The organism is Pantoea sp. E956-1 (assembly GCF_982223955.1).
In genome coordinates, this window is sequence record NZ_CEUYZP010000002.1 from 355272 (window position 1) to 379701 (window position 24430).

Here is a 24430-nt window from a genome sequence, read left to right on the forward strand (position 1 = left end):
TTGATTTTAAATCGTTAGCGGCGTGCCGGTTACTCACATAAATCTTATCAAATGACGATCCCTGGCGGGATCGTCACGCAAACAGAACGCAGATGGGTTGACGCTCTACTGAGAGAAAGTTATGGTTCGGGCTGTGCGCTTTTTGCACATTTCTATGGCTTCACTCTCAGGTAAATCGTTACATGTCTACTATTGATTCTTTTCGTCGCAAACTACTGCTGTGCGGTAGCGCCGCCGCCGGTCTGGCATTATTACCCGCTTCTGCAAGGGCCTCGCTCTCTACCTCTCGCCCGCGTGTATTGATGCTTAATAATCTTCATACCGGTGAAACCCTTAAAACTGAGTTTTTTAATGGTAAGAGTTACGACAAGGATGAGTTGTCACGATTAAATCACTTTTTCCGGGACTATCGCGCCAATAAAGTGAAAAGCATCGATCCACACCTGTTTGATCAAATCTTCCGCCTGCAGGCGCTGCTGGGAATGCGTAAACCGATACAGCTGGTTTCGGGCTACCGTTCACTGGCAACCAACAACATGTTACGTGAGAGCGGTCCTGGGGTGGCAAAGCACAGCTATCACACCAAAGGCCAGGCAATGGATTTTCATATCGAAGGGGTTTCTCTGGCCAATGTACGCAAAGCGGCGTTATCTCTGCGTGCGGGTGGTGTAGGATATTATCCCCGCAGTAACTTTGTACATATTGATACCGGGCCGATCAGGCACTGGTAATGACACCGGCAACGCTGCGTGAGCCGGTCATGGAGCGTTATGAATTACCACATTATTCCTGTTACCGCGTTTGCCCAGAACTGTTCAGTTATCTGGTGCGAGTCTACTCGTGAAGCCGCGCTGGTCGATCCAGGCGGCGATGCCGATCTGATCAAAGAGACGCTGGAACAGCTCAGACTCAAACCTGCCCTGATTCTGCTGACCCATGGACACCTTGATCACGTCGGGGCTGCCGTTGAACTGGCTGCCTTCTGGCAGATCCCGATTGTCGGGCCGCAAAAACGTGATGCATTCTGGCTGGAAGCACTGCCTACCCAGAGCCGGATGTTCGGACTTGATGAGTGCGCGCCTTTTACCCCTGATCGCTGGCTGGAAGAGGGGGAGAGCGTACAGGTAGGGCTGACCACGCTGGAAGTCCTGCACTGTCCGGGCCATTCACCTGGCCACGTGGTGTTCTTTGATCGTTCAGGACGGTTACTGATCTCAGGTGACGTGATTTTTAATGGCGGCGTTGGACGCACAGACTTCCCGCAGGGCGATCATCAGCAGTTAATCGATGCTATCCGCACGAAACTGCTGCCGCTGGGCGATGATGTCACTTTTCTGCCCGGTCACGGCCCGATTTCTTCGCTGGGGCATGAACGCATCAGCAATCCTTTTCTGCAATAAAAAATGGGCCAGCAGGCCCATTTTTCTGTTCACTCTTCCTGCTTACAGTACGGCGACAATCGCTTCGCACAGCGCCGACATATTGTCTGGCGTCATGCCCGCCACATTCACCCGACCTGAGTTCACCGCGTAGACGCCAAACTCTTCACGCAGGCGAATGACCTGGTCTTTGGTTAAGCCGCTGAACGAGAACATACCGTTCTGCTTAATAATAAAGCTGAAGTCGCGCTGTGCGCCTTTTTCCGCCAGGGTATTTACGAAGAGCTGGCGCATGCGCTGGATGCGCTGACGCATATCCGACAGCTCCTGCTCCCAGATGGTACGCAGGGTATCGTTGCCCAGAATGGTGGCGACGATGGCGGCGCCATGTGCCGGCGGATTGGAGTAGTTGGCGCGAATGGTGTACTTCACCTGACTGAACGCGGTATCTGCCACGCTCGCTTCGGCGGCAACCAGCGTGATGGCACCGACACGCTCGTTATACAGGCCAAAATTCTTGGAGTAAGAGCTGGCGACGATAAGTTCCTGATGCGAGGCGGCAAAAATACGCAGGCCTTCTGCATCTTCCTCCAGACCACGGGCAAAACCCTGGTAAGCGAAATCGAACAACGGCAGCCAGCCGTTGGCCTGTGACAGCTCCGCCAGCTGTTGCCACTGCTCAGCGGTCGGGTCGATACCGGTCGGGTTATGGCAGCAGCCGTGGAACAACACCACGTCGCCTGGCTGAACCTGTTTAAGTGACGCCACCATGCCATCGAAATCGAGCGTATGGTTTGCCGCGTCATAATAGTGGTATTCACAGACTTCAAGACCGGCAGCGTTAAACACATTGTTGTGATTCGGCCAGCTCGGATTGCTGATCCAGACCCGCTTTACCGATGTTTGCGTGGCGAGGAAATCGGCTGCAACGCGAAGCGCACCGGTACCACCCGGTGTCTGAGCCGTGCGAGCGCGGCCAGCGGTGATTAGCGGACTCTGGTTGCCGAACAGCAGGGCCTGCGTGCAGCGGGCGAAATCAGCCAGACCATCAATGCTGAGATAGTTTTTGGTGGTTTCATTTTCCAGCAGATATTGCTCAGCTTTTTTAACACTGGTCAGCACCGGGGTCTTGCCGGTTTCGTCTTTATAGACGCCGATACCCAGATTGATTTTTTCCGGGCGGTCGTCAGCACGAAACAGATCGGCCAGCCCAAGAATAGGATCGGCGGGTGCAGCAGAGATCGATTCAAACATGTGTCAGGTCCATTAGCGTGAACTTTAGCGAAAAGAGCTCTCAGGTTAGCGTCCGGCCAGGCAAATGCCAACCGTTTGCGAGACAAATTCATACATTTTGCAGCGTGGATTGCGCGACGAGGAAAGGTAGTGATTAAAGCGGGGTAACGGCGCGGGGAAAAACGCACCTGTTGGGAATGGCAGCCATAAAAAAACGGGGCCGTAGCCCCGTTTTTCAACATGTTTAAGCAGGATTAGAACTGGTAAACCAGGCCAACACCAACCACGTCGTCTGTGTTCAGACCCAGTGGGTTGTTGTCATCCAGTTGGTTGATTTTGTAATCAACATAGGTAGACATGTTTTTGTTGAAGTAGTAAGTCGCGCCAACGTCGATGTATTTGTACAGGTCAGCATCGCCGATACCTTCGATATCTTTGCCTTTCTGCTGCACGTATGCAACGGATGGACGCAGACCGAAGTCGAACTGGTATTGAGCAACTAATTCAATAGTCTGGCTCTTATTGGCAAATGCAGTCACTGAGTCGGTAGTGTTAGCTACAGGGATGCCGATAACGGAAGAGTTACGGCCCTCACCGTACATCGCTGCCAGGTAAACGTTGTTCGCATCATATTTCAGCGCGGTTGCCCAGTTCTCAGCACGTTTGCCCTGACCAACTACGTTACCATTCACAGCAACACCCGCTGCCTGCGAATTTGTACGGTCGCTGCTGCTATACGCACCAACAATGCCTACACCAATTGGTAAGGTATATGAAGTTGAGAATGCATAGCCGTCACCGTTAGCACGATCGATTGCGGTACGTTCGTTTTTACCCTGATACTGAGCAGCAAAGTCCCAGCCATCAACCAGACCGAAGAAGTTGGTGTTGCGGTAGGTCAGCAGGCCAGTGCTACGACCGTTCATAAAGCTGTCTGAGCCGCCCCAGTCGCCACCAAATACTGGCAGCATATCGGTCCAGCCAATTGCATCGTAAACCAGACCGTAGTTACGGCCGTAGTCGATTGAACCTGCATCACCGAATTTCAGACCGGCAAAGCCCAGACGGGTTTTGTTGCCGCTTTGTGCGTCATCGCCTTCAGAGTTGTTCGCCTGAATGTTATATTCCCACTGGCCGTAACCGGTCAGCTGGTCATTAATCTGGGTCTCGCCTTTGAAGCCGAAGCGAACATAAGACTCATCGCCATCACTGCCATCGTCGTCAGAGAACTGGTGACGTGCATCGACTTTACCGTACAGGTCCAGTTTGTTGCCGTCTTTGTTATAGATTTCTGCAGCGTTTGCTGCGCCGGCGGCTAACAGAGCAGGGATAACCACTGCAAGAATATTGCGCTTCATCATTATTCATTACCCTCATTGGAGTTATTTGTACACCTGCCACTGCCGTCAGGAAATCTTTACAGAACCCTGAACGAAGTTTGGTGTCTTCCTGTGTCTGCACGCATCTTTCCATCCCACCCGCCGTAATTCTAGCGCTTAAATGCTACTAAACTCGTAATCTTGTTTCAGTAAGAAAATATGTATTACAAAATGTAAAAAACACGGAACTTTGTGAGAGAACTCAAAATTTACAAAAATAAAAAAAGGCCGGCAGTGCCGACCTCGTTATATATATGAATTTCTTATATTTAATGCCGAATATCAGAAACTCGCGTTGCGTGGGGTGCGCGGGAAGGGGATTACGTCCCTGACATTTTGTACGCCGGTGACATAGGCGATTAAACGTTCAAAGCCTAATCCAAAGCCAGAATGTGGCACGGTACCGTAGCGACGCAGGTCACGATACCACCAGTAATCTTCTTTATTCAGACCCATCTCTTCCAGACGCGCATCCAGGACATCCAGACGTTCTTCACGCTGTGAACCGCCAATGATCTCACCAATGCCTGGCGCCAGAACATCCATCGCCGCCACGGTTTTGCCATCGTCATTCAGGCGCATATAGAACGCTTTAATGTCTTTCGGATAGTTTTTCACCACCACCGGCGCTTTAAAGTGTTTCTCCGCCAGGTAACGCTCATGTTCAGAGGAGAGGTCAATACCCCAGGAAACCGGGTTTTCGAAGGTCTGACCGCAGTTCATCAGGATCTCAACCGCATCGGTGTAATCCACCTGCGCGAAATCGGTGGTGATGAAACGCTGCAGGCGCTCAACCGCTTCTTTATCTACCCGCTCAGCAAAGAAGGCCATGTCATCGGCACGCTCTTCCAGCACCGCGTTGAAGACATACTTCAGCATTGATTCGGCCAGTGCAGCGGCATCATCCAGTGACGCAAACGCAATTTCCGGCTCCAGCATCCAGAATTCCGCCAGATGGCGGCTGGTGTTGGAGTTCTCTGCGCGGAACGTCGGACCGAAGGTGTAGATCTTCGACAGGGCGCTGGCATAGGTTTCGCCATTCAGCTGACCTGAAACGGTCAGGAACGCCTCTTTACCAAAGAAATCTTCGCTGAAGTCAACTTTGCCCTGATCGTTACGCGGCAGGTTTTCCATATCCAGCGTAGAGACACGGAACATTTCGCCGGCACCTTCGGTATCGGAGGCGGTAATCAGCGGCGTCGAGACCCAGAAATAGCCATTTTCATGGAAGAAGCGATGCAGCGCCTGCGCCAGGGTGTGGCGAACGCGGGCGACCGCGCCAATCAGGTTGGTGCGCGGACGCAGGTGAGCCACTTCGCGCAGATACTCGATACTGTGGCGTTTCGCCGCCATCGGGTAGCTGTCGGGATCTTCCACCCAGCCCACGACTTCAAGGTGGGTCGCCTGAATCTCAAACGCCTGGCCCTGACCCGGCGAGGCCACCACTTTACCGGTGACGATAACGGAACAGCCCGTGGTCAGACGCAGCACTTCATCCTGATAATTATCCAGAGAATTATTGACGACAGCCTGAACGGGATTAAAGCAGGAGCCGTCATAGACAGCGATGAAGGAAAGACCGGCTTTGGAATCTCTTCGGGTACGCACCCAACCACGTACGGTGACTTCACTGTCAACCGCGACGCGACCGTGCAGTACGTCCGCTACAGGCACTACGCTCATAAATATCTCTCTATATAGAAGAAGTGAGTAAAAAGTTGCCCCATCCGGGGTTTTGCTATGTTACTTGCGAGCCTTCAGGAAACAAGCAAAATTCAGGGGGAAAGCAGATTTATTACAGCAGAGGCGGGGCGCATCAACGCCCCGATAAGAAGAGGATTAACTCGCTTTTTTCACCAGCGGCAGATCAAAAGCTTTACGCAGGGCTCTGACAAAGGCTTTATCCTGGCAGATAGTTTTGCCCGGACTGTCTGAGAGTTTCGCTACCGGCTTGCCATTGCACTGCACCAGTTTGATAACGATGTTCAGTGGCGTCACGCCCGGAATATCGCAGGTGAGGCGGGTACCGATGCCGAACACGACGTTCGTCCGCTGGCCAAAGTGGCGGTAAAGCGCCAGCGCTTTGTCGAGATTCAGGTTGTCAGAAAAGACCAGATGTTTGCTTTGCGGATCGATACCCAGCTTCTGGTAGTGGGCGAGCGCTTTCTCGCCCCATTCGACCGGATCGCCGGAGTCGTGGCGCAGTCCCTGGTAGCGGCGGGCAAACACCGGACCAAAATCGCGCAGAAAGGCGTCCATGGCGATGCAATCGGTCAGGGCGATGCCCAGCTTATCGTCATACTCATCCAGCCACGCCTGCAGCGCCGCGCGCTGGCTGTTGGCCAGTACCGGACTGATCTGCTGGAAGGCCTGGAACCACTCGTGCGCCTGAGTACCCACCGGCGTCAGTGACAGACGGCGCGCCAGATCATAATTACTGGTGCCAATCAGCCACGGAAAATCCTGTTTCAGCGTTGAGACGATCGACTGCTGCACATCCTGCGAATAGCGACGACGGGTGCCAAAATCCATCAGGCGGAAGCGTGACATATCAAGGTCAGCCACCTGGGCTTTAAAGTCGCCGAGTTTCTGATGTAAGTGGTCAAGTGCCTGCTGAGTAGTGACCTGCGGCGTGCGATGACGATGCACAATCTCACTGATCAGCGCCAGCAGCGGCACCTCCCACATGATCACTTCTCGCCACGGCCCCTGAATACGGAGTTCCAGCTTGCCATGATGATTGCGCACCTCAACCTGATCCGGGTTATAGCGGAACTGGCGTAACCAGCTGAGGTAATCCTGCCGGAAGAAGGGAAGGTGAGACAACCAGGTCGCTTCATCATCAGTCAGCGCCAGGTGTTGCATGGCGGTTATCGCGTCACGAATTTCGTCAGCGTAGAGACCCAGCAGTTCGTCGCCGCGGCAGCGAAACTCCGCCGCCACCGTTATGTCATGATAGCGGTGGAAAACGGCCTGCTGCATATGGAGCTTATAGGCGTCCGTATCCAGCAGCGAGGTCAGTATCGGGGAAGCATGTCCTGTCATGGCGCGTTTCAGCATCCTGTTCGGTGGCGCAGAGCCCGGTGTTGTACACAGTCATAAAGACGCAAAAGTATAATTCACTATCTGAAGCCGATCACAGCATATTTCAGACGGGCGGGTCGAGGCCAATCTGTGCCTTTGTTAACAAAGTGTAGCCATTTCACCCTTTAGGTGCATTGTGCGTGGCAAGCTTGTAGTAACAAGCTTAGACTTTGCCGGTAAACTTATAACAACGCGAGACGCAATATGACGCAACAGCCCCAAATCAAGTATCGCCACGACTACCGTGCGCCTGAGTACACCATTACCGATATCGATTTAACTTTTGAACTGGATGCGTCCACCACCCGCGTAACGGCCATCAGCCAGGTTAAACGACTGGGCGACAGCCAGGCTGAGCTGCGACTGGACGGCGAAGCGTTAACGCTGATTGCGCTGGAGGTCGACGGGCAAGCCTGGACGGCCTTCCGTGAAGAAGAGGGCGCACTGGTCATCAGCCAGCTGCCGGACAGCTTCACCCTGAAAATTATTAACGATATTCACCCGGACCAGAACACCGCGCTGGAAGGGCTGTACAAATCGGGCGAGGCGCTCTGCACCCAATGTGAGGCTGAAGGCTTCCGTCATATTACCTGGTATCTCGATCGCCCCGACGTGCTGGCGCGCTTTACCACCACCATTTATGCCGACGGTGAACGCTATCCTTTCCTGCTCTCCAACGGTAACCGCATTGACAGCGGCCGGGATGAGCAGGGTCGCAGCTGGGTGAAGTGGCAGGATCCGTTCCCGAAACCCTGCTACCTGTTTGCGCTGGTGGCGGGCGATTTCGACGTGCTGCGCGACAGCTTCACCACCCGTTCAGGACGTGATGTGGCGCTGGAGATCTTCGTCGATCGCGGTAACCTCGACCGGGCCGACTGGGCGATGACCTCGCTGAAAAACAGCATGAAGTGGGATGAAGAGCGTTTCGGTCTGGAGTATGACCTCGACATCTTTATGATCGTGGCGGTGGACTTCTTCAACATGGGTGCCATGGAGAACAAAGGTCTTAACGTCTTCAATGCCAAATATGTGCTGGCTAAAGCGGAAACGGCGACGGACAAAGATTACCTGGGCATTGAAGCGGTTATCGGTCACGAATATTTCCATAACTGGACCGGTAACCGCGTGACCTGTCGCGACTGGTTCCAGCTCAGCCTGAAAGAGGGACTGACGGTGTTCCGCGATCAGGAGTTCAGCTCTGATCTGGGTTCACGCGCGGTGAACCGCATTGATAACGTGCGGATCGTACGCGGTGCACAGTTCGCCGAAGATGCCAGCCCGATGGCACACCCGATCCGTCCGGATCAGGTCATCGAGATGAACAACTTCTATACCCTGACGGTGTATGAAAAAGGGTCAGAAGTGATCCGTATGATGCACACCCTGCTGGGTGAAGAGAACTTCCAGAAGGGCATGAAGCTCTATTTTGATCGCCACGACGGCAGCGCCGCCACCTGTGATGATTTTGTTCAGGCGATGGAAGATGCCTCAAATGTTGACCTGTCGCAGTTCCGCCGCTGGTACAGCCAGTCCGGTACGCCAGTGCTGACGGTGCGCGACGATTACAACCCGGAGCTGGAGCAGTATACGCTGCACGTTACGCAGCACACGCCTGCGACTGCCGATCAGAAAGAGAAGCTGCCGCTGCATATCCCACTGGATATTGAACTCTATGATGGCGAAGGCAAGGTGATCCCGCTGCAGAATAATGGTCATCCGGTGCATCATGTGCTGAATGTCACCGAGGAGTTCCAGACCTTTATTTTCGATAACGTCTACTTCCAGCCGGTGCCGTCGCTGCTGCGTGAATTCTCTGCCCCGGTGAAGCTCGATTACAAATGGAGTGATGCTCAGCTCACCTTCCTGATGCGTCATGCACGCAACGACTTCTCCCGCTGGGATGCGGCTCAGAGCCTGCTGGCGACCTATATCCGTCTGAATGTCGCCCGCTATCAGCAGGGTCAGCATCTGTCACTGCCGCTGCATGTGGCCGACGCCTTCCGCGCGGTGCTGCTGGATACCGATTGTGACCCGGCGCTGACCGCGCTGATCCTGACGCTGCCGTCGGAAAATGAGATTGCCGAGCTGTTTGATACTATCGATCCGCAGGCGATTGCGCTGGTGCGTGACGCGCTGCAACGCACGCTGGCACGCGAACTGGCCGATGAGTTCTTTGCGATCTACAACGCCAATCAGCAGCCTGAATACCGCGTGGAGCATGACGCGATTGGTCAGCGCAGCCTGAAAAATATCTGCCTGACCTATCTCGCCTTCAGCGATGCGCAGCTGGCGGATAAACTGGTGCAGACCCAGTATCACCAGGCGACCAACATGACCGATGCGCTGGCGGCGCTTTCTGCTGCTGTTGCGGCACAGTTACCGTGCCGTGATGCGCTGCTGGCAGCTTACGATGAGCGCTGGCATCAGGATGGTCTGGTGATGGACAAATGGTTTGTGCTGCAGGCGACCAGTCCGGCCGCTAACGTAATGCGCAACGTGCGTCAGCTTCTGAATCATCGCTCCTTCACCATGAGTAATCCGAACCGTGTTCGCTCGCTGGTGGGTGCCTTTGCCTCGGCTAACCCGGCCGCCTTCCATGCCAGGGATGGCAGCGGGTATAAGTTCCTGGTGGAGATGCTTACCGACCTCAACACCCGCAATCCGCAGGTTGCGGCACGGATGGTGGAGCCGCTGATTCGCCTGAAACGTTATGACGAAGGCCGTCAGGCGATGATGCGCCAGGCGCTGGAGCAGCTGCTGGAGCTGGATAAACTCTCTGGCGACCTCTACGAGAAAATTACCCGGGCACTGAACGCCTGATAATGAAAAAGGGGAGCGTCTGAGACACTCCCCTTTTTTAGCGCTGCTGCGCGTAACGAACCGTCTGCGGTCGCTCCGTACGCTGCATGACCCGATCCAGTACCTCCGCTTCCAGCTCTGCCAGCCGCGCCGATCCGCGACGGCGGGGACGGGGCAAATCCACCAGCAGATCCAGCCCGATCTGACCCTCTTCGATCAACAGCACCCGATCTGCCATCACCACCGCTTCACTCACATCATGCGTAACCAGCAGCACGGTAAAGTGATGCTGCTGCCACAGGGACTCAATCAATCCCTGCATTTCAATGCGTGTCAGGGCATCCAGCGCGCCCAGCGGTTCATCCAGCAGCAGTAAACCGGGCCGGTGAATCAATGCTCTGGCCAGTGCGACACGCTGTTTCTGACCGCCGGAGAGGGCGGCCGGCCACTCATCTGCCCGATCGGCGAGGCCTACCGCCGCCAGTGCATCCAGCGCCGCGCTGCGCCATTCGCGTCCACGCAGACCCAGCCCGACGTTATCGATCACTTTTTTCCACGGCAGCAGTCGCGCATCCTGAAACATCAGGCGGGTATCTTCGTGTGCCGACTGCAGCGGCGCATTGCCTGTCAGCAGTTCACCGCTGGAGCTCTGTTCGAGACCGGCCAGCAGGCGCAGCAGCGTGCTTTTGCCACAGCCGCTGCGACCCACAACCGCCACAAACTGACCTGAGGGAATATGCAGGTCAATCTTATTGAGAATGGTGCGGCTGCCATACTGTTTACTGACGCCGTTAACGCCAACCGGCGTGCCGGTGTTCAGGCGCGCCGGTGAGAGAGTCTGACTCATGCGTTCTCCTCCTTCAGTTGATAAGCGGGATGCCAGCGCAGCCAGACGCGTTCAAGCAACAACGCGGCGACATCCGCCAGTTTGCCGAGCAGGGCATAAAGAATAATGGCGACCACCACCACATCGGTCTGCAGGAATTCACGCGCGTTCATGGCCAGATAGCCGATACCCGCGTTGGCAGAGATGGTCTCTGCGACAATCAGCGTCAGCCACATCAGGCCCAGCGCGAAACGCACGCCGACCATGATATTGGGCAGCGCGCCGGGCAGGATCACCTGAATAAACAGGCTCCAGCCGGAAAGGCCATAGCTGCGCGCCATCTCAACCAGCCCGCGATCGATGTTGCGGATGCCGTGATAGGTATTCAGGTAGATCGGGAACAGTGTACCCAGCGCCACCAGAAAGATTTTGGCGGACTCATCGATACCGAACCAGAGGATCACCAGCGGGATCAGCGCCAGATGCGGCACATTGCGCAGCATCTGTACCGAGGTATCCAGCAGTCGTTCACCGGTTCTGGAGGTGCCGGTAATCAGCCCGAGCAGCAGGCCGATAGAACCGCCGATACTGAAGCCGATCAGCGCCCGCCAGCTACTGATCGCCAGGTGCTGCCAGAGTTCACCACTGGCAGTCAGCTGCCAGAAGGTGGTTACAATTTTCTCCGGTGCGGGCAGAATGCGGGTCGACAACCAGCCGGCTTGCGAGGCAGTCTGCCACACCACGATCAGCAGCGTCGGCAGCAGCCAGGGCACCAGCGTATCAGCAAGGCGTTTTCGGGTTCTGGTCATCATGCTCTCCTCAGCCCCGGGCGACTTTTTTCTCAGGGGTAAAATCGTTGGCTACCGCTTCACCGTGTGCCTGAACCACGCGCGGCTGGGGCACCAGTGGAACCTGCAGATCAAGATGCGGGAACAGCAGTTCGCCGACGCGATAAGCCTCTTCCAGGTGCGGATAACCCGACAGGATGAAGGTCTCAATGCCCAGCGCCTCATACTCTTTGATGCGTGCGGCCACGGTCGGGCCATCGCCGACCAGCGCGGTCCCGGCTCCGCTGCGCACCAGGCCGACGCCTGCCCACAGGTTAGGGCTGATTTCGAGCTTGTCGCGGCGACCGCCATGCAGTGCGGCCATCCGGCGCTGCCCCACAGAATCTGCCCGCTGGAACGCCGCCTGCGCTTTGGCGATGGTGGCGTCATCCACATTGGCAATCAGTTTGTCGGCGGCCTGCCAGGCCTCTTCATTGGTTTCACGCACGATCACATGCAGACGGATGCCGAACCGGACGGTGCGTCCCTGGGCTGCCGCTTTCGCGCGCACCTGCTCAATCTTCTCTTTAACCTGCGCAGGGGGTTCGCCCCAGGTGAGGTAAACATCGACCTGTTCGGCCGCCAGCTCCTGGGCGGGTTCAGAAGAGCCGCCAAACCACAGCGGGGGACGAGGCTGCTGCACCGGTTTAAACATCAGACGCGCACCGCGAACCTTCACGTGCTTGCCTTCATAATCGACGGTTTCGCCTTCCAGCACCCGACGCCAGACGCGGGTAAACTCGGCGGATTCCGCGTAACGCTCGCGGTGATCGAGAAACACGCCGTCGCCCGCCAGCTCTTCCGGATCGCCGCCGGTCACCAGATTAAACAGCGCACGTCCGTTAGAAAGACGGTCCAGCGTGGCGGCCTGACGTGCTGCCTGGGTCGGTGAAATCACCCCAGGACGCAGCGCCACCAGGAATCGCAGGCGCTGCGTCACCGGAATCAGCGAGGCGGCAACCAGCCAGGCATCTTCGCAGGAGCGGCCGGTGGGGATCAGTACGCCGCCAAAGCCGAGGCGGTCAGCGGCCTGCGCCACCTGTTGCAGATAGGCGTGATCAACCGGTCGCGCCCCTTCGGCAGTACCAAGATAGTGGCCGTCGCCATGCGTCGGCAGGAACCAGAAAATGGATACGCTCATTGTTGCTCCTTATTGCGTCACGGTATGCGGATGCCAGATGCGATCCTGAATCGTCACTTTTACTGGCAAGAGATGATTGGCATAGAACAGATCAGCGGTGCGCTGCTGGGCGGCTGCGGTTTCGGCACTGACCGGCGAAATCCGGGTAGGTGGCCGATGGCTGAGGTAGCTGGCGATAACCGGTTCGGGCAAGCCCATCGCCTGCGCCAGTAACGTGGTGCTCTGCTGACGCTGGCTGATTGTCAGCGCGTCAGCAGAACTGAAGGTGTCGAGCACCTGCTGAATAAACGCGCCATGGGCTTCGGCGTAGCTGCGGGTCGCTAAATAGAAGGAGCCGGTCAGGTTAAGGGAGCTGCCATCAATCAGCAGGCGCGAATTCCCCTGCAGCAGCACTGATGAATAGTAAGGATCCCAGATTGCCCAGGCATCAACGTCACCCTGCTGGAAGGCGGCGCGCGCATCGGCGGGGGTGAGATAGACCGGCGTGATGTCTTTAAAGGTCAGACCCGCCTGCTGTAAGGCGCGCAGCAGTAAGTTGTGAGAGCTGGAGCCTTTCTGGAAAGCCACTTTCTTGCCTTTCAGATCCGCAACCTGTTTCAGGGGGCTACTTTTTGGCACCAGAATCACTTCCGCTTTAGGTTTGGGCGGTTCCGCGCCGACATAAAGCAGATCCGCGCCCGCGGCCTGGGCAAACAGCGGGGGAAGGTCGCCGGTACTGCCCAGGTCGATACTGTTGATGTTCAGCGCTTCCAGCATTTGCGGACCTGCAGGAAACTCGATCCACTTAATCCGGGTATGAGGAAATCGTTTTTCCAGTAACTGATGTGACTTTGCCAGCACCATGCTGACCGAACCTTTCTGATAGCCGATGCGAATCTCAGTTGGATCGGATTCGGCGGCCTGTACCTGGAGGCCGGCCAGCAGAAGTCCGGCCACCAGCCACTTTCCTAATCTCTGTTTCATCGATTGCTTCCTTATACCGCTTGCGCAACAGGATGATGGTGACGGGTCAGCGCCAGCCAGAAGGCGGAGACGGCTTCATCCAGGCGCTGTGACAGTGAATCCTGCAGTTCGGGCTGACGGTCGTAATGGCTGATCTGGTGATCCTCGGCATAAACGCCTTGCAGGATCTCCTGCGCCTTTAAGGCGTTGAGCACCGGTTTCAGGGCATAGTCCAGCGCCAGCATATGGCCAGCACTGCCGCCGCTGGCCAGCGGCAATACCACTTTGTGTTCCAGTGCGCGCTCAGGCAGCAGATCGAGCAGGGTCTTCAGCGCACCCGAAAACGACGCTTTATAGACAGGTGTCGCAACAATTACGCCATCTGCCGACGCCAGATCGTCACGCAGCGCCAGTAGCGCGGGCGCATCAAAACGCGCATTGATCAGATCGTCAGGCTGAAAGTTGTGAATATTCCACGGAATGACTTCAACGCCACGTGCCTCCAGCTTGTGCTGACACAGCGTCAGCAGTGAGGTTGAGCGGGAGGGAAATCGTGGGCTGCCTGCCAGCGTAATAACTCGCATCATTACTCCTTATAACTAAAAGTTATTGATTATCAAATGTTGAGAACTTATGTCTTCATACTGTCAGAGCAGGGGAGCGGGCTTAAATGATTTATCCGGCAAAGTAAGGGTGAAATCTGCAAATAGAAGCCGTAGCGGCAGAAGGGAGGCTGACCGCTTCCGATAATTCTTAAATTAAGCGCTGGCAGCGGGATAATTCATTAAGGGTGATGATACGAGATCGTCAAAATGAGCCGATTAAGAAGAAAAAATATCTTTCGTCTGATTGCTTAATCATTTTTCCTGAGAGTGGCACGACAATAAAGCGAAACGGCTGGCAAAACAGCGTGGCAAAGCAGCACAGAATCAGCTTGTCTGCGGTAAACGACTGCCAGAGATTAGGATTAGTTGCAGAAAGAAAACTGTAATAAAAATGAAGGAATGCTGAATTTATACATCGTTTCAGATGTTCGCTTACAGATTCCTGAATCTGGTTACGTCTGCTTTACAGGGCTATTTTAAATCGATCATCAACGGTTTTAACATTAACCCGGGCTATAGATGCACTTTCGTTAACAGTGATTCTCCCGTGAAACGTTAAGAGAATTTTTACGACTGGTCTTTTTTCGCCTTACCGGTTTAAGATAATCAGGCTAAATGAAAGCCATCATAATATTAGCGCGTCACCCTTTTCGACGTTTTACCTCTGGTCATGCCCTGCATCTGGCGGGTGAATCGTATTGTCTTTTTTCTAACAGCAGAGAATTGCTATGTCTGACACGTTGTTATCAGTAATTATTCCCACCTACAATGTTGAAAAATATATTGTGGAGTGCGTCGATTCATTATTACGTCAGGTTAAAGCGCCCAATGAAATACTCATTGTGAATGATGGATCCACCGATGGAACATTAGCCTTACTTGAACAGAATTATGCGCATCTTTCTCAGGTGAAAATAATTACCACTGAAAATGGGGGAGCCGGTCATGCACGGGATGTGGGTATTGCGCAGGCGCAGGGCAAGTTTCTCTTTTTCTGTGACCCGGACGACGTCGTAGCGGATGGGCTGGTGGCCGAACTGGCGATGGTGGCGGAAAAACACCCTGAGACGGACCTGTTCTGTTTTAACTCCTGCGTCTACCGTGATGGTCAGATTGACATCACATCGCCAAAAGTCAGACATGAATATTTTGGCCAGCAAAAACCGCAGGAAGTCTTATTGGGCCTGCTGCGTAACGGCAGCTATACCTCGGCGGCCTGGAGCTATGTCATCAGCAAACGCGTTATTGAACAACATAAATTACGCTTTGTTAAACGCGTTCATGAAGACCACAATTTTACCCTTTCCTGCTTTATGAAAAGCCGGCAGGCCTGGGTCAGTCATCAGGTCTATTATAAACAGCGTATCCGCAACGGTTCACTGACAAACAGTACCAAAAGTAATGAGTTTTTCTATCAGCGTTATGACGCCTTTATGCACGCCTACAATACGTTAACCGGTTCTCAGGTTAAATCAGCGTGGCGCGATACGCTGGAAAAAGCCTATTTAGTGCACTCGTTTCGCCTGATGATTTATTTGTCGCTCTATAATCTTACCCCTGTGCCGGAATATGTACTTAATGCTATTCGCTTTATGGGACGTAATGTAAAAAAAGAGAACTTTAAAGAATGGTTATTGTTTAATCGTCCTGAACTGTTTATAGCGCTACAGCATTACAAGGTTAAAAAAGAGCTGAAAAACGCAGCCTGATTCTGAAAAACAGCCTGATTCTGAAAAATGTGAAGCGATATTGTTTATGCCTTAGCGAAATGAGAAGGTGAGACATGCAATGTGTATAAGGTTGTTGCGTCATGGCAAAAGTACTCGATAAAAGTCTGGTTATTAATATTTTCTCGCTGCTGGCTTATCGCGGCGCGTCGTTTCTGTTTCCGCTCGCAACGCTGCCCTACCTTGCCCGCGTTCTGGGCGTAGAGCAGATGGGTACGCTGGCGCTGGCGATCGCCTGCGTCCTCTATTGCAGCACCATCTCCGACTGGGGATTCAATGTCTTTACGACCAAAGATATTGCTCACCATCGTGATGACAAAGAACGCGTCAGTCAGCTCTTCTGGTCAACGTTTAACGCCAAGCTGATGCTGCTGGTGGTCACCAGCGGCACGCTGCTGACCGCGACCTGGTTCAATCCCTCCTGGCACCCTCTGTTCTTCATTATTCTGGCGAACTGCACCACGCTGGTCGGCTCGTTGTTTTCATTTGGCTGGCTGATGCAGGGCTTTGAGAAGCTGGGTAAGACGGCGATGATCGCCACCTTCGGTAACTTTTGTGCGATTCCGCTGACCTTTTTGCTGGTGAAATCTCCGCAGGACACCTGGCTGGCGGCCCTGATCCCTGGCGCGGTCTCCATTATCAGTGCGGCGATTACGCTGAAGTTCGTGCTGGAGATGAAAGTCATTGGCCGTTATCGCTTTGAACCTCGCGAAATCAAACAGCGCATCACCGACAGCATGGACGTGTTTATCGCCATTGCCGGAGCTAACCTTTTCAACAGCGTCAACGTGGTGATTCTCGCCTCCTTTGCTTCTACTTACATGGTCGGGATTTACAACGGCGCCGATCGCCTGCGTAAAGCGGCTAACTCTGTGCCGGAGCAGATCGGCAGCGCCTTCTTCCCGCGCGTCAGTCACCTGTTCGGCCGGGATAAACGGGCCGCGATTGCAGCGACACGCAAAAGCCTGCTGCTGTCGTTCTCCCTGAGTCTGTCAATTGTGATCTTTACCTGGTTTTTTGCTGACCTGGTGGTCTCAATCTTACTGGGAAAAGACTTTATCCCGTCGGCGGATGTGCTGCGCGTCTTTGTGCTCTGCTTCCTGTTTGGCAATATTGCCTATCCGGCTGGCTTGCAGATTCTGATCCCACATGGTCTGGCCCGCCAGCGTATGTGGGTGATGATGGCCGCTGGTGTGGTTAACGTGCCGCTGTGCTGTTTCCTGGCGTGGAAGTTTGGTGCCATTGGTGCCGCATGGTCGATGGTCGGGGCTGAAGCGTTTGTCTGCCTTGGTATTTTTGGCATCATGCAACGTCACGGCATCCTGCGGGAATATCTGTTTCCCTCTGAGGTGAAAAATCACCCCGTAAACGATTCCGCCGCGTAAGATCAAAGCATTTTCAGATAGTTTGATGCATCCCTGCTGTTCGATTTACTTTTGCGCCAGAGCACTTTACCATTCTGGCGCACATTTTCCCGTGCACCGACTTCCACGATCGCTTCCGTCCTTCAGGAGAGTGCATGTTTTATCCTATCGTCCGACCGGCGCTGTTTAAACTCGACCCCGAACGCGCACACGAACTCACCTTTCAGCAACTGCGTTTTATGAATGGCACGCCGCTGGAGATGTTTTATCGCCAGAATCTGCCGTCGCGTCCGGTCACCTGTATGGGACTGACCTTTAAGAATGCCCTGGGCCTGGCAGCGGGTCTGGATAAGAACGCAGAGTGTATTGATGCGTTTGCGGCGATGGGCTTTGGTTTTGTTGAAGTCGGTACCGTCACACCACGCGCTCAGGCAGGAAATGATAAACCGCGCATGTTTCGTCTGGTCGAAGCGGGCGGAATTATCAATCGGATGGGATTTAATAATCTCGGTGTTGATCACCTGGTTGAGAACGTGAAGAAAGCGCGTTTTAACGGCGTGCTGGGGATCAATATCGGTAAAAATAAAGATACGCCGGTCGAGCAGGGCAAAGATGATTATCTGATCTGCATGGAGAAGGTCTATGCCCACGCCGGTTATATCGCCATCAATATTTCTTCCCCTAACACCCCAGGTTTGCGTTCGCTGCAATATGGCGAGGCGCTGGATGATCTGCTTTCTTCCATCAAACAGAAACAAAAAGAGCTGGAACAGCGTCATCTTAAATATGTTCCGCTGGCCGTAAAAATTGCGCCCGATCTCTCTGAAGAAGAGTTAATTCAGGTCGCGGACAGTTTAATTCGTCATCAGATTGATGGCGTGATTGCCAGCAATACCACGCTCGATCGTTCGCTTGTAAGCGGTCTTAAGCATGCTGAGGAAGCGGGTGGGTTAAGTGGACGGCCAGTTCAGTCGCGCAGTACGGCGGTGATCCAGCGCCTCTCTCAGGAACTGCAGGGACGGTTGCCGATTATTGGCGTAGGCGGGATCGATTCTCTGACGGCAGCGCGTGAAAAAATCGCCGCCGGGGCAACACTGGTTCAGATTTATTCAGGCTTTATTTATCAGGGACCAGGTTTAATTAAAGATATCGTCACCCATCTCTAAGACAATTCTCACAATGATTGACCGGGGGGTTTATTTATCCCCTCGGCTCGTTTATATTTTGTCCTGTTGCACGCTTTTTCAGCTTTTCCTTATGTTTCTTTTTTCGCTGAATTCTGCGTGATTTTTGGCGCAGCGGTAAATACAGGGCACACGATGAAAATTAAACCCGATGATAACTGGCGTTGGTATTTTGACAGCAGCCACGACCGAATGATGCTCGACCTGGCAGACGGTATGCTTTTTCGTTCCCGTTATTCCCGCAAAATGCTCACGCCGGATGCTTTCACTGAATCGGGTTTTTGTGTCGATGATGCCGCCCTTTATTACACCTTTGAAGAGACCTGCCGTCAGTGCAAACTCAGTGGCAGCCATCGCGCTGAACTGGTGTTAAATGCGCTGGTCGCTGCACGCTTCCTCAAGCCACTGATGCCGAAAAGCTGGCATTTCACCTCTTATGTCCCGGCAATGCAGCCCCGTCCCGGTGAAATGGTACAGGTTACGCTGGCACAAGAGGGAACGCAGGCGCGTCTGCTGGTGGTTGAGAGTGGCGATAACGCGGCGCTCTGCCTGCTGGCGCAGCCGGGATTGACCCTGGCCGGAAAAAACATGGTGCTGGGTGATGCCATTAAGGTGATGAACGATCGCCTGCAGCCCCTGTATCAGGATGTCGCACCGCGCTACGCCCGCGCAGTCTGATTACCTTAATTCGACATCACCAGCCGGAATACAGCTGCAGCTTAACAGCGTGCCGTCCTGACGCAGGGCACTCTGTTTCAGCGCCTTCACTTCACCCGCGACCAGACTCAACTTGCAGCTGCCGCACAGTCCCGCCCGACAGGAGTAGGGGATCCGGAAGCCCTGCATCTCCAGCTGATCCAGTAATACCTGCTGATTATCCCCGGTGAATGCATGCCCCTGAAAAGTAATGGTCACGGCATCAGGTGCCTGCTGCTGCGGTTTTAACGTTTCGACCACGTCACCGGCACCATAGCTGCGGGGTGTATGGCGTTTCAGGATGATCATTTCATCACCGGCGCGCACTACGCCACTGTTGCGCGCCACTAAGTTCAGACCGAAATCAATATCACCACTGCCATCCTGTGCAGTGCGGAAGGTCTGCAGCGTGGTCAGCGGATGACCGGCAGGATGCTTAACGCCGGTCTCGGTGCTGACCGTGGTGAGCACGCAGCGACTGCATGGCTTAGGCACCTCAAATATCACGTCGCCAATCTGAATCTCCGCCCAGCTATCTTCATCCCACGCGGCAGCGCCACTGACTACCAGATTCGGGCGAAACTGTTCCGCTCGGACGCTGGCCGGGCAGCGCTGTTGCAGATCATGCAGCGACGCGTTGTTAATGAGCAAAAACGGAAAGCCATCGGCAAAGCTTAGCGGAATATGATCAAACTTTTTGACCCGGCGGCTGGGCTGCGGCCCGACCCAGCGCAGCTGAACTTCACGCGGGAAGAACTGGCTCAGCCATTGATTAATCGCACGCGGCGCTATGCGCGCGGTAAAATGATTACCCCAGACTTCGGTGGGATGATCCTGCTCATCGAAATCGCTGAAGCGGATCAGGGACTGACTGCCATCCGGGGCAGCCAGCAGCAGACCATCCGGCAGAATCGCGGGCGTAAAGCGCACCATCTCAGGGTACTGCCGGGCGGTAATAAAGGTGCCATCAGGTTCGGTCACCATGAACAGACGATCAAACGCCAGTCCGCTGTCAGTGACCAGCGAGTGGGATAATGCTAATCCCCGCATTGACTTCACAGGATGAATAAATAAGCGGGAAAGCGTGATCATGGTGTTCTCCTTGAACCCGACGCGCGACACAAAAGAAGCTAACTTTATGACATAGGTCTCCGATTCGCTATAATGCGCGACAATTTTCTCAAGAGTTAAAAAGTGACGATATGAATTCTCTGTTTGCCAGCACGGCGCGTGGGCTCGAAGAGCTGTTAAAAAGTGAGCTGGACGCGCTGGGCGCGCAGGATTTGCAAGTGGTGCAGGGAGGCGTTCATTACGAAGCCGACGATCGCACCCTGTACCAAAGCCTGATGTGGAGTCGTTTAGCATCACGCATCCTGTTGCCGCTGGGAGAGTTTGGCGTCTACAGCGATCTCGATCTCTATCTGGGTGTGCAGAGCGTGGACTGGCCGACGATGTTTGGCAGCGACAAAACCTTTGTCGTCCATTTCAGCGGCACTAACGATTCGATCCGTAACAGCCAGTTCGGCGCGCTGAAAGTGAAAGATGCCATCGTGGACAGCTTTACCCGCCAGAATCTCGAACGGCCGAACGTCGATCGTGAGCAGGCGGATATCCGTGTCAACGTCTGGCTGAATGATGATCGCGCCAGCATTGCGCTGGATCTCAGCGGCACCTCGCTGCATCAGCGCGGTTATCGCCAGCAGACCGGTCAGGCTCCGTTAAAAGAGACCCTGGCGGCGGCGATTGTGCTGCGTTCAGGCTGGGAGCCGTCCACACCGCTGATCGACCCGATGTGTGGTTCCGGTACGCTGCTGATTGAAGCTGCGCTAATCGCCTGCGACCGTGCGCCTGGCCTGCTGCGCAAGCACTGGGGCTTTACCGCATGGAACCAGTTTAACGCTGCGCTTTGGCAGGACGTGAAGGCCGAGGCGCAGGAGCGTGCCCGTGCTGGTACGGCCGCCACCCAGGCGCGCTTCTTTGGCTACGACAATAATAGTCGGGTGCTGGAGTGGGCGCAGGCGAATGCCCGCCGCGCTGGCGTCTTTGAACTTTTCACCTTCGGCCAGCAGGATCTGCTGAAGCTGACTAATCCGGTCGATCCGGCGGTTCACGGCACGGTGCTGAGTAATCCTCCTTATGGTGAGCGTCTGGAAAGCGAGCCAGCCTTGATTGCGCTGCACAGCCAGCTCGGTCGTCTGATGAAGCAGCATTTTGGCGGCTGGAACCTGTCGCTGTTCAGCGCCTCGCCAGAACTGCTGAGCTGCCTGCAATTGCGTGCCGATCGCCAGTTTAAAGCGAAGAACGGTCCGCTGGATTGCGTGCAGAAAAACTATAAGCTGGCGGTTAACAGTCATGAAAGCGCCGGACAGATTGCGGAAGATTACGCTAACCGCCTGCGTAAAAACGTGAAAAAACTGGAGAAGTGGGCGCGTCAGGAAGGCATTGAATGCTACCGCATTTACGATGCCGATCTGCCAGACTACAACGTTGCTGTCGATCGCTATGGTGACTGGGTAATTATTCAGGAGTACGCGCCACCAAAAACCATCGATCCTGATAAAGCGCGTCAGCGTCTGTTCGATGTTATCAGCGCGACGCTGAGTGTGCTGCAACTGCCTGCCGATCGTCTGATTATGAAAACGCGTGAACGCCAGAAAGGCAAAGCGCAGTATCAGAAGCTCAGCGAGAAGGGCGACTATTTCGAAGTTAAAGAGTTTAATGCGCGTTTCTGGGTGAATCTGACCGACTATCTCGATACCGGCCTGTTCCTCGATCACCGCATTGCCCGTAAAATGCTGGGCCAGATGAGTCAGGGCAAAGATTTCCTGAACCTGTTTGCCTATACCGGCACCGCCAGTGTGCATGCCGGTCTGGGTGGCGCGCGTTCAACCACCACGGTAGATATGTCGCGTACCTATCTGGAGTGGGCGGAGCGCAACCTGCGTCTTAACGGACTGACCGGTCGTCAGCACCGTCTGATGCAGGCGGACTGCCTGAGCTGGCTGAATGAGAGTGACGAGAATTTTGACCTGATCTTTATCGATCCGCCAACCTTCTCCAACTCCAAACGTATGGAAGAGAGCTTCGACGTTCAGCGCGATCATATGATGCTGATGCGCAACCTGAAGCGCCTGCTGCGTCGCGGCGGCACCATCATGTTCTCCAATAACAAACGTGGTTTCAAAATGGACATGGATGGCCTGAAAGCACTGGGCCTGCAGGCGCAGGATATTACCCAGAAAACGCAGTCGCAGGACTTCGCGCGTAACCGTCAAATTCACAACTGCTGGCTGATCACTCACGCCGGTAAGGAATAAGATTACATGTCATTAATCAGTATCCACGGCGCTTATCTCTCCTTCAGCGATGCGCCGCTGTTAGACAATACCGAACTGCACATCGAAGAGAACGAACGCGTCTGTCTGGTGGGCCGTAACGGTGCGGGTAAATCCACGCTGATGAAAATCATCAATGGCGAACAGCCACTGGATGATGGCCGCATTATTTATGAAACCGATCTGGTCGTGGCGCGTCTGCAACAGGATCCACCGCGCAATATTACCGGTTCGGTGTATGACTTCGTGGCCGAGGGCGTTGAAGAGCAGGCTGAGCATCTGAAAGCCTATCACGCCATTTCCCATGTGGTAATGGAAGATCCCAGCGATAAAAACCTCAACGAGATGGCGCGTCTGCAGAGCATTCTTGACCATCAGAATCTGTGGCAGCTGGAGAGCCGCATCCATGATGTGCTGGAGCAGATTGGTCTGCAGCCCGATACCGAGCTGTCGTCGCTCTCGGGCGGCTGGCTGCGCAAAGCGGCGCTGGGCCGTGCGCTGGTGAGTAACCCGCGCGTCCTGATGCTGGATGAGCCAACCAACCACCTCGATATCGAAACCATCGACTGGCTGGAAACGTTCCTGAAGAACTTCACCGGCAGCATCATCTTTATTTCCCATGACCGTTCGTTTATCCGCAACATGGCGACGCGCATTGTCGATCTGGACCGTGGCAAGCTGGTCTCCTGGCCTGGCAACTACGATCTCTATCTGGAAGGCAAAGAGGAAGCGTTGCGCGTTGAAGAGATGCAGAACGCCGAATTCGACCGCAAACTGGCGCAGGAAGAGGTGTGGATCCGTCAGGGCATCAAAGCCCGTCGTACCCGTAATGAAGGCCGTGTGCGTGCGCTGAAAGCGCTGCGTCGTGAACATTCAGAACGCCGCGAAGTGATGGGCAAAGCCAATATGCAGGTGGGCGAAGCGTCCCGTTCCGGCAAGATTGTCTTTGAGCTGGAAAATGTCGACTACGCCGTCGATGGCAAAGTGCTGGTGAAGGATTTCTCAACCCAGGTGCAGCGCGGCGATAAAATTGCGCTGATCGGACCGAACGGCTGCGGGAAAACCACCTTACTGCGCCTGATGCTGCAGCAACTGAAAGCCGATCATGGCCGTGTGCATTCCGGCACCAAGCTGGAAGTGGCCTACTTTGATCAGCATCGCGCTGAACTGGATCCGGATCGCACCGTGATGGACAACCTGGCCGAAGGCAAGCAGGAAGTGCTGGTCAACGGCAAACCGCGCCACGTGCTGGGCTATCTGCAGGACTTCCTGTTCCACCCGAAACGTGCCATGACGCCGGTGCGCGCCCTTTCGGGCGGTGAGCGTAACCGTCTGCTGCTGGCACGCCTGTTCCTGCGTCCCAGCAACCTGATGATTCTGGATGAACCGACCAACGACCTCGACGTCGAAACGCTGGAACTTCTGGAAGAGCTGATTGATGGTTATCAGGGCACCGTCTTACTGGTGAGCCACGATCGTCAGTTCGTCGATAACACTGTTACCGAGTGCTGGATTTTTGAAGGCAACGGTGAGATTGGTACCTTTGTTGGTGGTTATCACGATGCTCAGCAGCAGCGCGCCGCCTACCGGCAGCACAAGGCGGCAGCACCGGCGAAAGCGACGGGCAACGCCTCTAAGCCTGCAGCAGAGAAGGGTGATGCGAAGCGTAGCGTGAATAAACTCAGCTACAATCTGGCGCGTGAGCTGGAACAGCTGCCGCAAAAACTGGAGCAGCTGGAAGCGCGTATCGGTGAACTGCAGGCGAAGATGAGTCACCCGGACTTCTTCAGTCAGGCACACGATCAGACGCAACCGGTGCTGGATAATCTGGCTCAGGCTGAGCAGGAGCTGGAAACCGCTTTTGCGCGCTGGGAAGAGCTAGAGTCACTGAAAAACGGCGCGTAGGGCA

19 protein-coding genes are annotated in these 24430 nt (G+C 54.6%); 9 read left to right on the plus strand and 10 right to left on the minus strand.

The genetic code is table 11. The annotated features are described in order from the left end of the window. Positions 1–182 precede the first annotated feature (182 nt). Both mepK and AC0T7J_RS09120 read left to right on the plus strand, forming a co-directional pair. Positions 183–731, plus strand: coding sequence for a peptidoglycan L,D-endopeptidase MepK (gene mepK / locus AC0T7J_RS09115; RefSeq protein WP_010254972.1), 549 nt, complete (start codon positions 183–185; stop codon positions 729–731). Between the two features lie 39 nt (positions 732–770). Next, on the plus strand, positions 771–1400 hold the full coding sequence (locus tag AC0T7J_RS09120; protein ID WP_473793604.1) for an MBL fold metallo-hydrolase: 630 nt from the start codon (positions 771–773) through the stop codon (positions 1398–1400). Positions 1401–1442: 42 nt separating this feature from the next. Here the strand turns inward: AC0T7J_RS09120 and AC0T7J_RS09125 are convergent, their stop codons facing one another. The 4 genes from AC0T7J_RS09125 to pncB form a co-directional block, all read right to left on the minus strand. Further along, on the minus strand, positions 1443–2633 hold the full coding sequence (locus AC0T7J_RS09125) for an amino acid aminotransferase (RefSeq protein ID WP_182686146.1): 1191 nt from the start codon (positions 2631–2633) through the stop codon (positions 1443–1445). A 233-nt stretch (positions 2634–2866) separates the two neighbouring features. Then, entirely contained in the window at positions 2867–3973 is a 1107-nt protein-coding gene (gene ompF / locus AC0T7J_RS09130; protein WP_473793605.1) for a porin OmpF, read from the minus strand. A 300-nt stretch (positions 3974–4273) separates the two neighbouring features. Next, on the minus strand, positions 4274–5674 hold the full coding sequence (asnS, locus tag AC0T7J_RS09135) for an asparagine--tRNA ligase (RefSeq protein ID WP_473793607.1): 1401 nt from the start codon (positions 5672–5674) through the stop codon (positions 4274–4276). A gap of 156 nt (positions 5675–5830) precedes the next feature. Further along, on the minus strand, positions 5831–7036 hold the full coding sequence (pncB, locus tag AC0T7J_RS09140) for a nicotinate phosphoribosyltransferase (RefSeq protein ID WP_010254983.1): 1206 nt from the start codon (positions 7034–7036) through the stop codon (positions 5831–5833). A gap of 243 nt (positions 7037–7279) precedes the next feature. Between pncB and pepN the strand changes: the two genes are divergently transcribed. Then, the gene (gene pepN / locus AC0T7J_RS09145) at positions 7280–9895 is read left to right on the plus strand and encodes an aminopeptidase N (RefSeq protein WP_473793609.1); all 2616 of its coding nucleotides are present in this window, start codon (positions 7280–7282) and stop codon (positions 9893–9895) included. A 37-nt stretch (positions 9896–9932) separates the two neighbouring features. Here pepN and ssuB read toward each other — a convergent pair whose 3' ends face one another. The 5 genes from ssuB to ssuE are packed head-to-tail and all read right to left on the minus strand — an operon-like array spanning position 9933 to position 14194. Beyond that, positions 9933–10721, minus strand: a complete 789-nt coding sequence (ssuB, locus tag AC0T7J_RS09150) for an aliphatic sulfonates ABC transporter ATP-binding protein (protein WP_473793611.1) — start codon at positions 10719–10721, stop codon at positions 9933–9935. Further along, positions 10718–11509: an aliphatic sulfonate ABC transporter permease SsuC gene (gene ssuC, locus AC0T7J_RS09155; protein ID WP_473793972.1), complete on the minus strand. Its 792-nt coding sequence runs from the start codon at positions 11507–11509 to the stop codon at positions 10718–10720. Before ssuC ends, ssuB begins: the two co-directional genes overlap by 4 nt. Before the next feature lie 10 nt (positions 11510–11519). Continuing rightward, positions 11520–12668, minus strand: coding sequence for an FMNH2-dependent alkanesulfonate monooxygenase (gene ssuD / locus AC0T7J_RS09160; RefSeq protein WP_109653155.1), 1149 nt, complete (start codon positions 12666–12668; stop codon positions 11520–11522). 9 nt (positions 12669–12677) lie between these two features. Further along, the gene (locus AC0T7J_RS09165; RefSeq protein WP_473793613.1) at positions 12678–13631 is read right to left on the minus strand and encodes an aliphatic sulfonate ABC transporter substrate-binding protein; all 954 of its coding nucleotides are present in this window, start codon (positions 13629–13631) and stop codon (positions 12678–12680) included. Between the two features lie 11 nt (positions 13632–13642). Then, positions 13643–14194 (minus strand): NADPH-dependent FMN reductase, encoded by a 552-nt coding sequence (ssuE, locus tag AC0T7J_RS09170; protein WP_473793974.1) that lies wholly within the window; start codon positions 14192–14194, stop codon positions 13643–13645. 749 nt (positions 14195–14943) lie between these two features. Here ssuE and AC0T7J_RS09175 point away from each other — a divergent pair. From AC0T7J_RS09175 to AC0T7J_RS09190, 4 genes are all read left to right on the plus strand, one after another. After that, positions 14944–15924, plus strand: coding sequence for a glycosyltransferase family 2 protein (locus AC0T7J_RS09175; RefSeq protein ID WP_473793614.1), 981 nt, complete (start codon positions 14944–14946; stop codon positions 15922–15924). Positions 15925–16025: 101 nt separating this feature from the next. After that, positions 16026–17327, plus strand: coding sequence for a flippase (locus AC0T7J_RS09180; protein ID WP_086905833.1), 1302 nt, complete (start codon positions 16026–16028; stop codon positions 17325–17327). A 134-nt stretch (positions 17328–17461) separates the two neighbouring features. Continuing rightward, positions 17462–18472: a quinone-dependent dihydroorotate dehydrogenase gene (gene pyrD, locus AC0T7J_RS09185; protein ID WP_010255000.1), complete on the plus strand. Its 1011-nt coding sequence runs from the start codon at positions 17462–17464 to the stop codon at positions 18470–18472. Between the two features lie 153 nt (positions 18473–18625). Next, entirely contained in the window at positions 18626–19168 is a 543-nt protein-coding gene (locus tag AC0T7J_RS09190; protein WP_473793616.1) for a cell division protein ZapC, read from the plus strand. Here AC0T7J_RS09190 and AC0T7J_RS09195 read toward each other — a convergent pair whose 3' ends face one another. After that, a complete protein-coding gene (locus AC0T7J_RS09195; RefSeq protein ID WP_473793618.1) occupies positions 19169–20278 on the minus strand; it encodes a YcbX family protein in 1110 nt (369 codons plus the stop codon). Positions 20279–20388: 110 nt separating this feature from the next. Between AC0T7J_RS09195 and rlmKL the strand changes: the two genes are divergently transcribed. Together rlmKL and AC0T7J_RS09205 are read left to right on the plus strand one after the other, a co-directional pair. Further along, the gene (gene rlmKL, locus AC0T7J_RS09200) at positions 20389–22503 is read left to right on the plus strand and encodes a bifunctional 23S rRNA (guanine(2069)-N(7))-methyltransferase RlmK/23S rRNA (guanine(2445)-N(2))-methyltransferase RlmL (protein WP_473793619.1); all 2115 of its coding nucleotides are present in this window, start codon (positions 20389–20391) and stop codon (positions 22501–22503) included. Between the two features lie 6 nt (positions 22504–22509). Continuing rightward, positions 22510–24426, plus strand: a complete 1917-nt coding sequence (locus AC0T7J_RS09205) for an ABC transporter ATP-binding protein (protein WP_473793621.1) — start codon at positions 22510–22512, stop codon at positions 24424–24426. Positions 24427–24430: the final 4 nt, after the last annotated feature.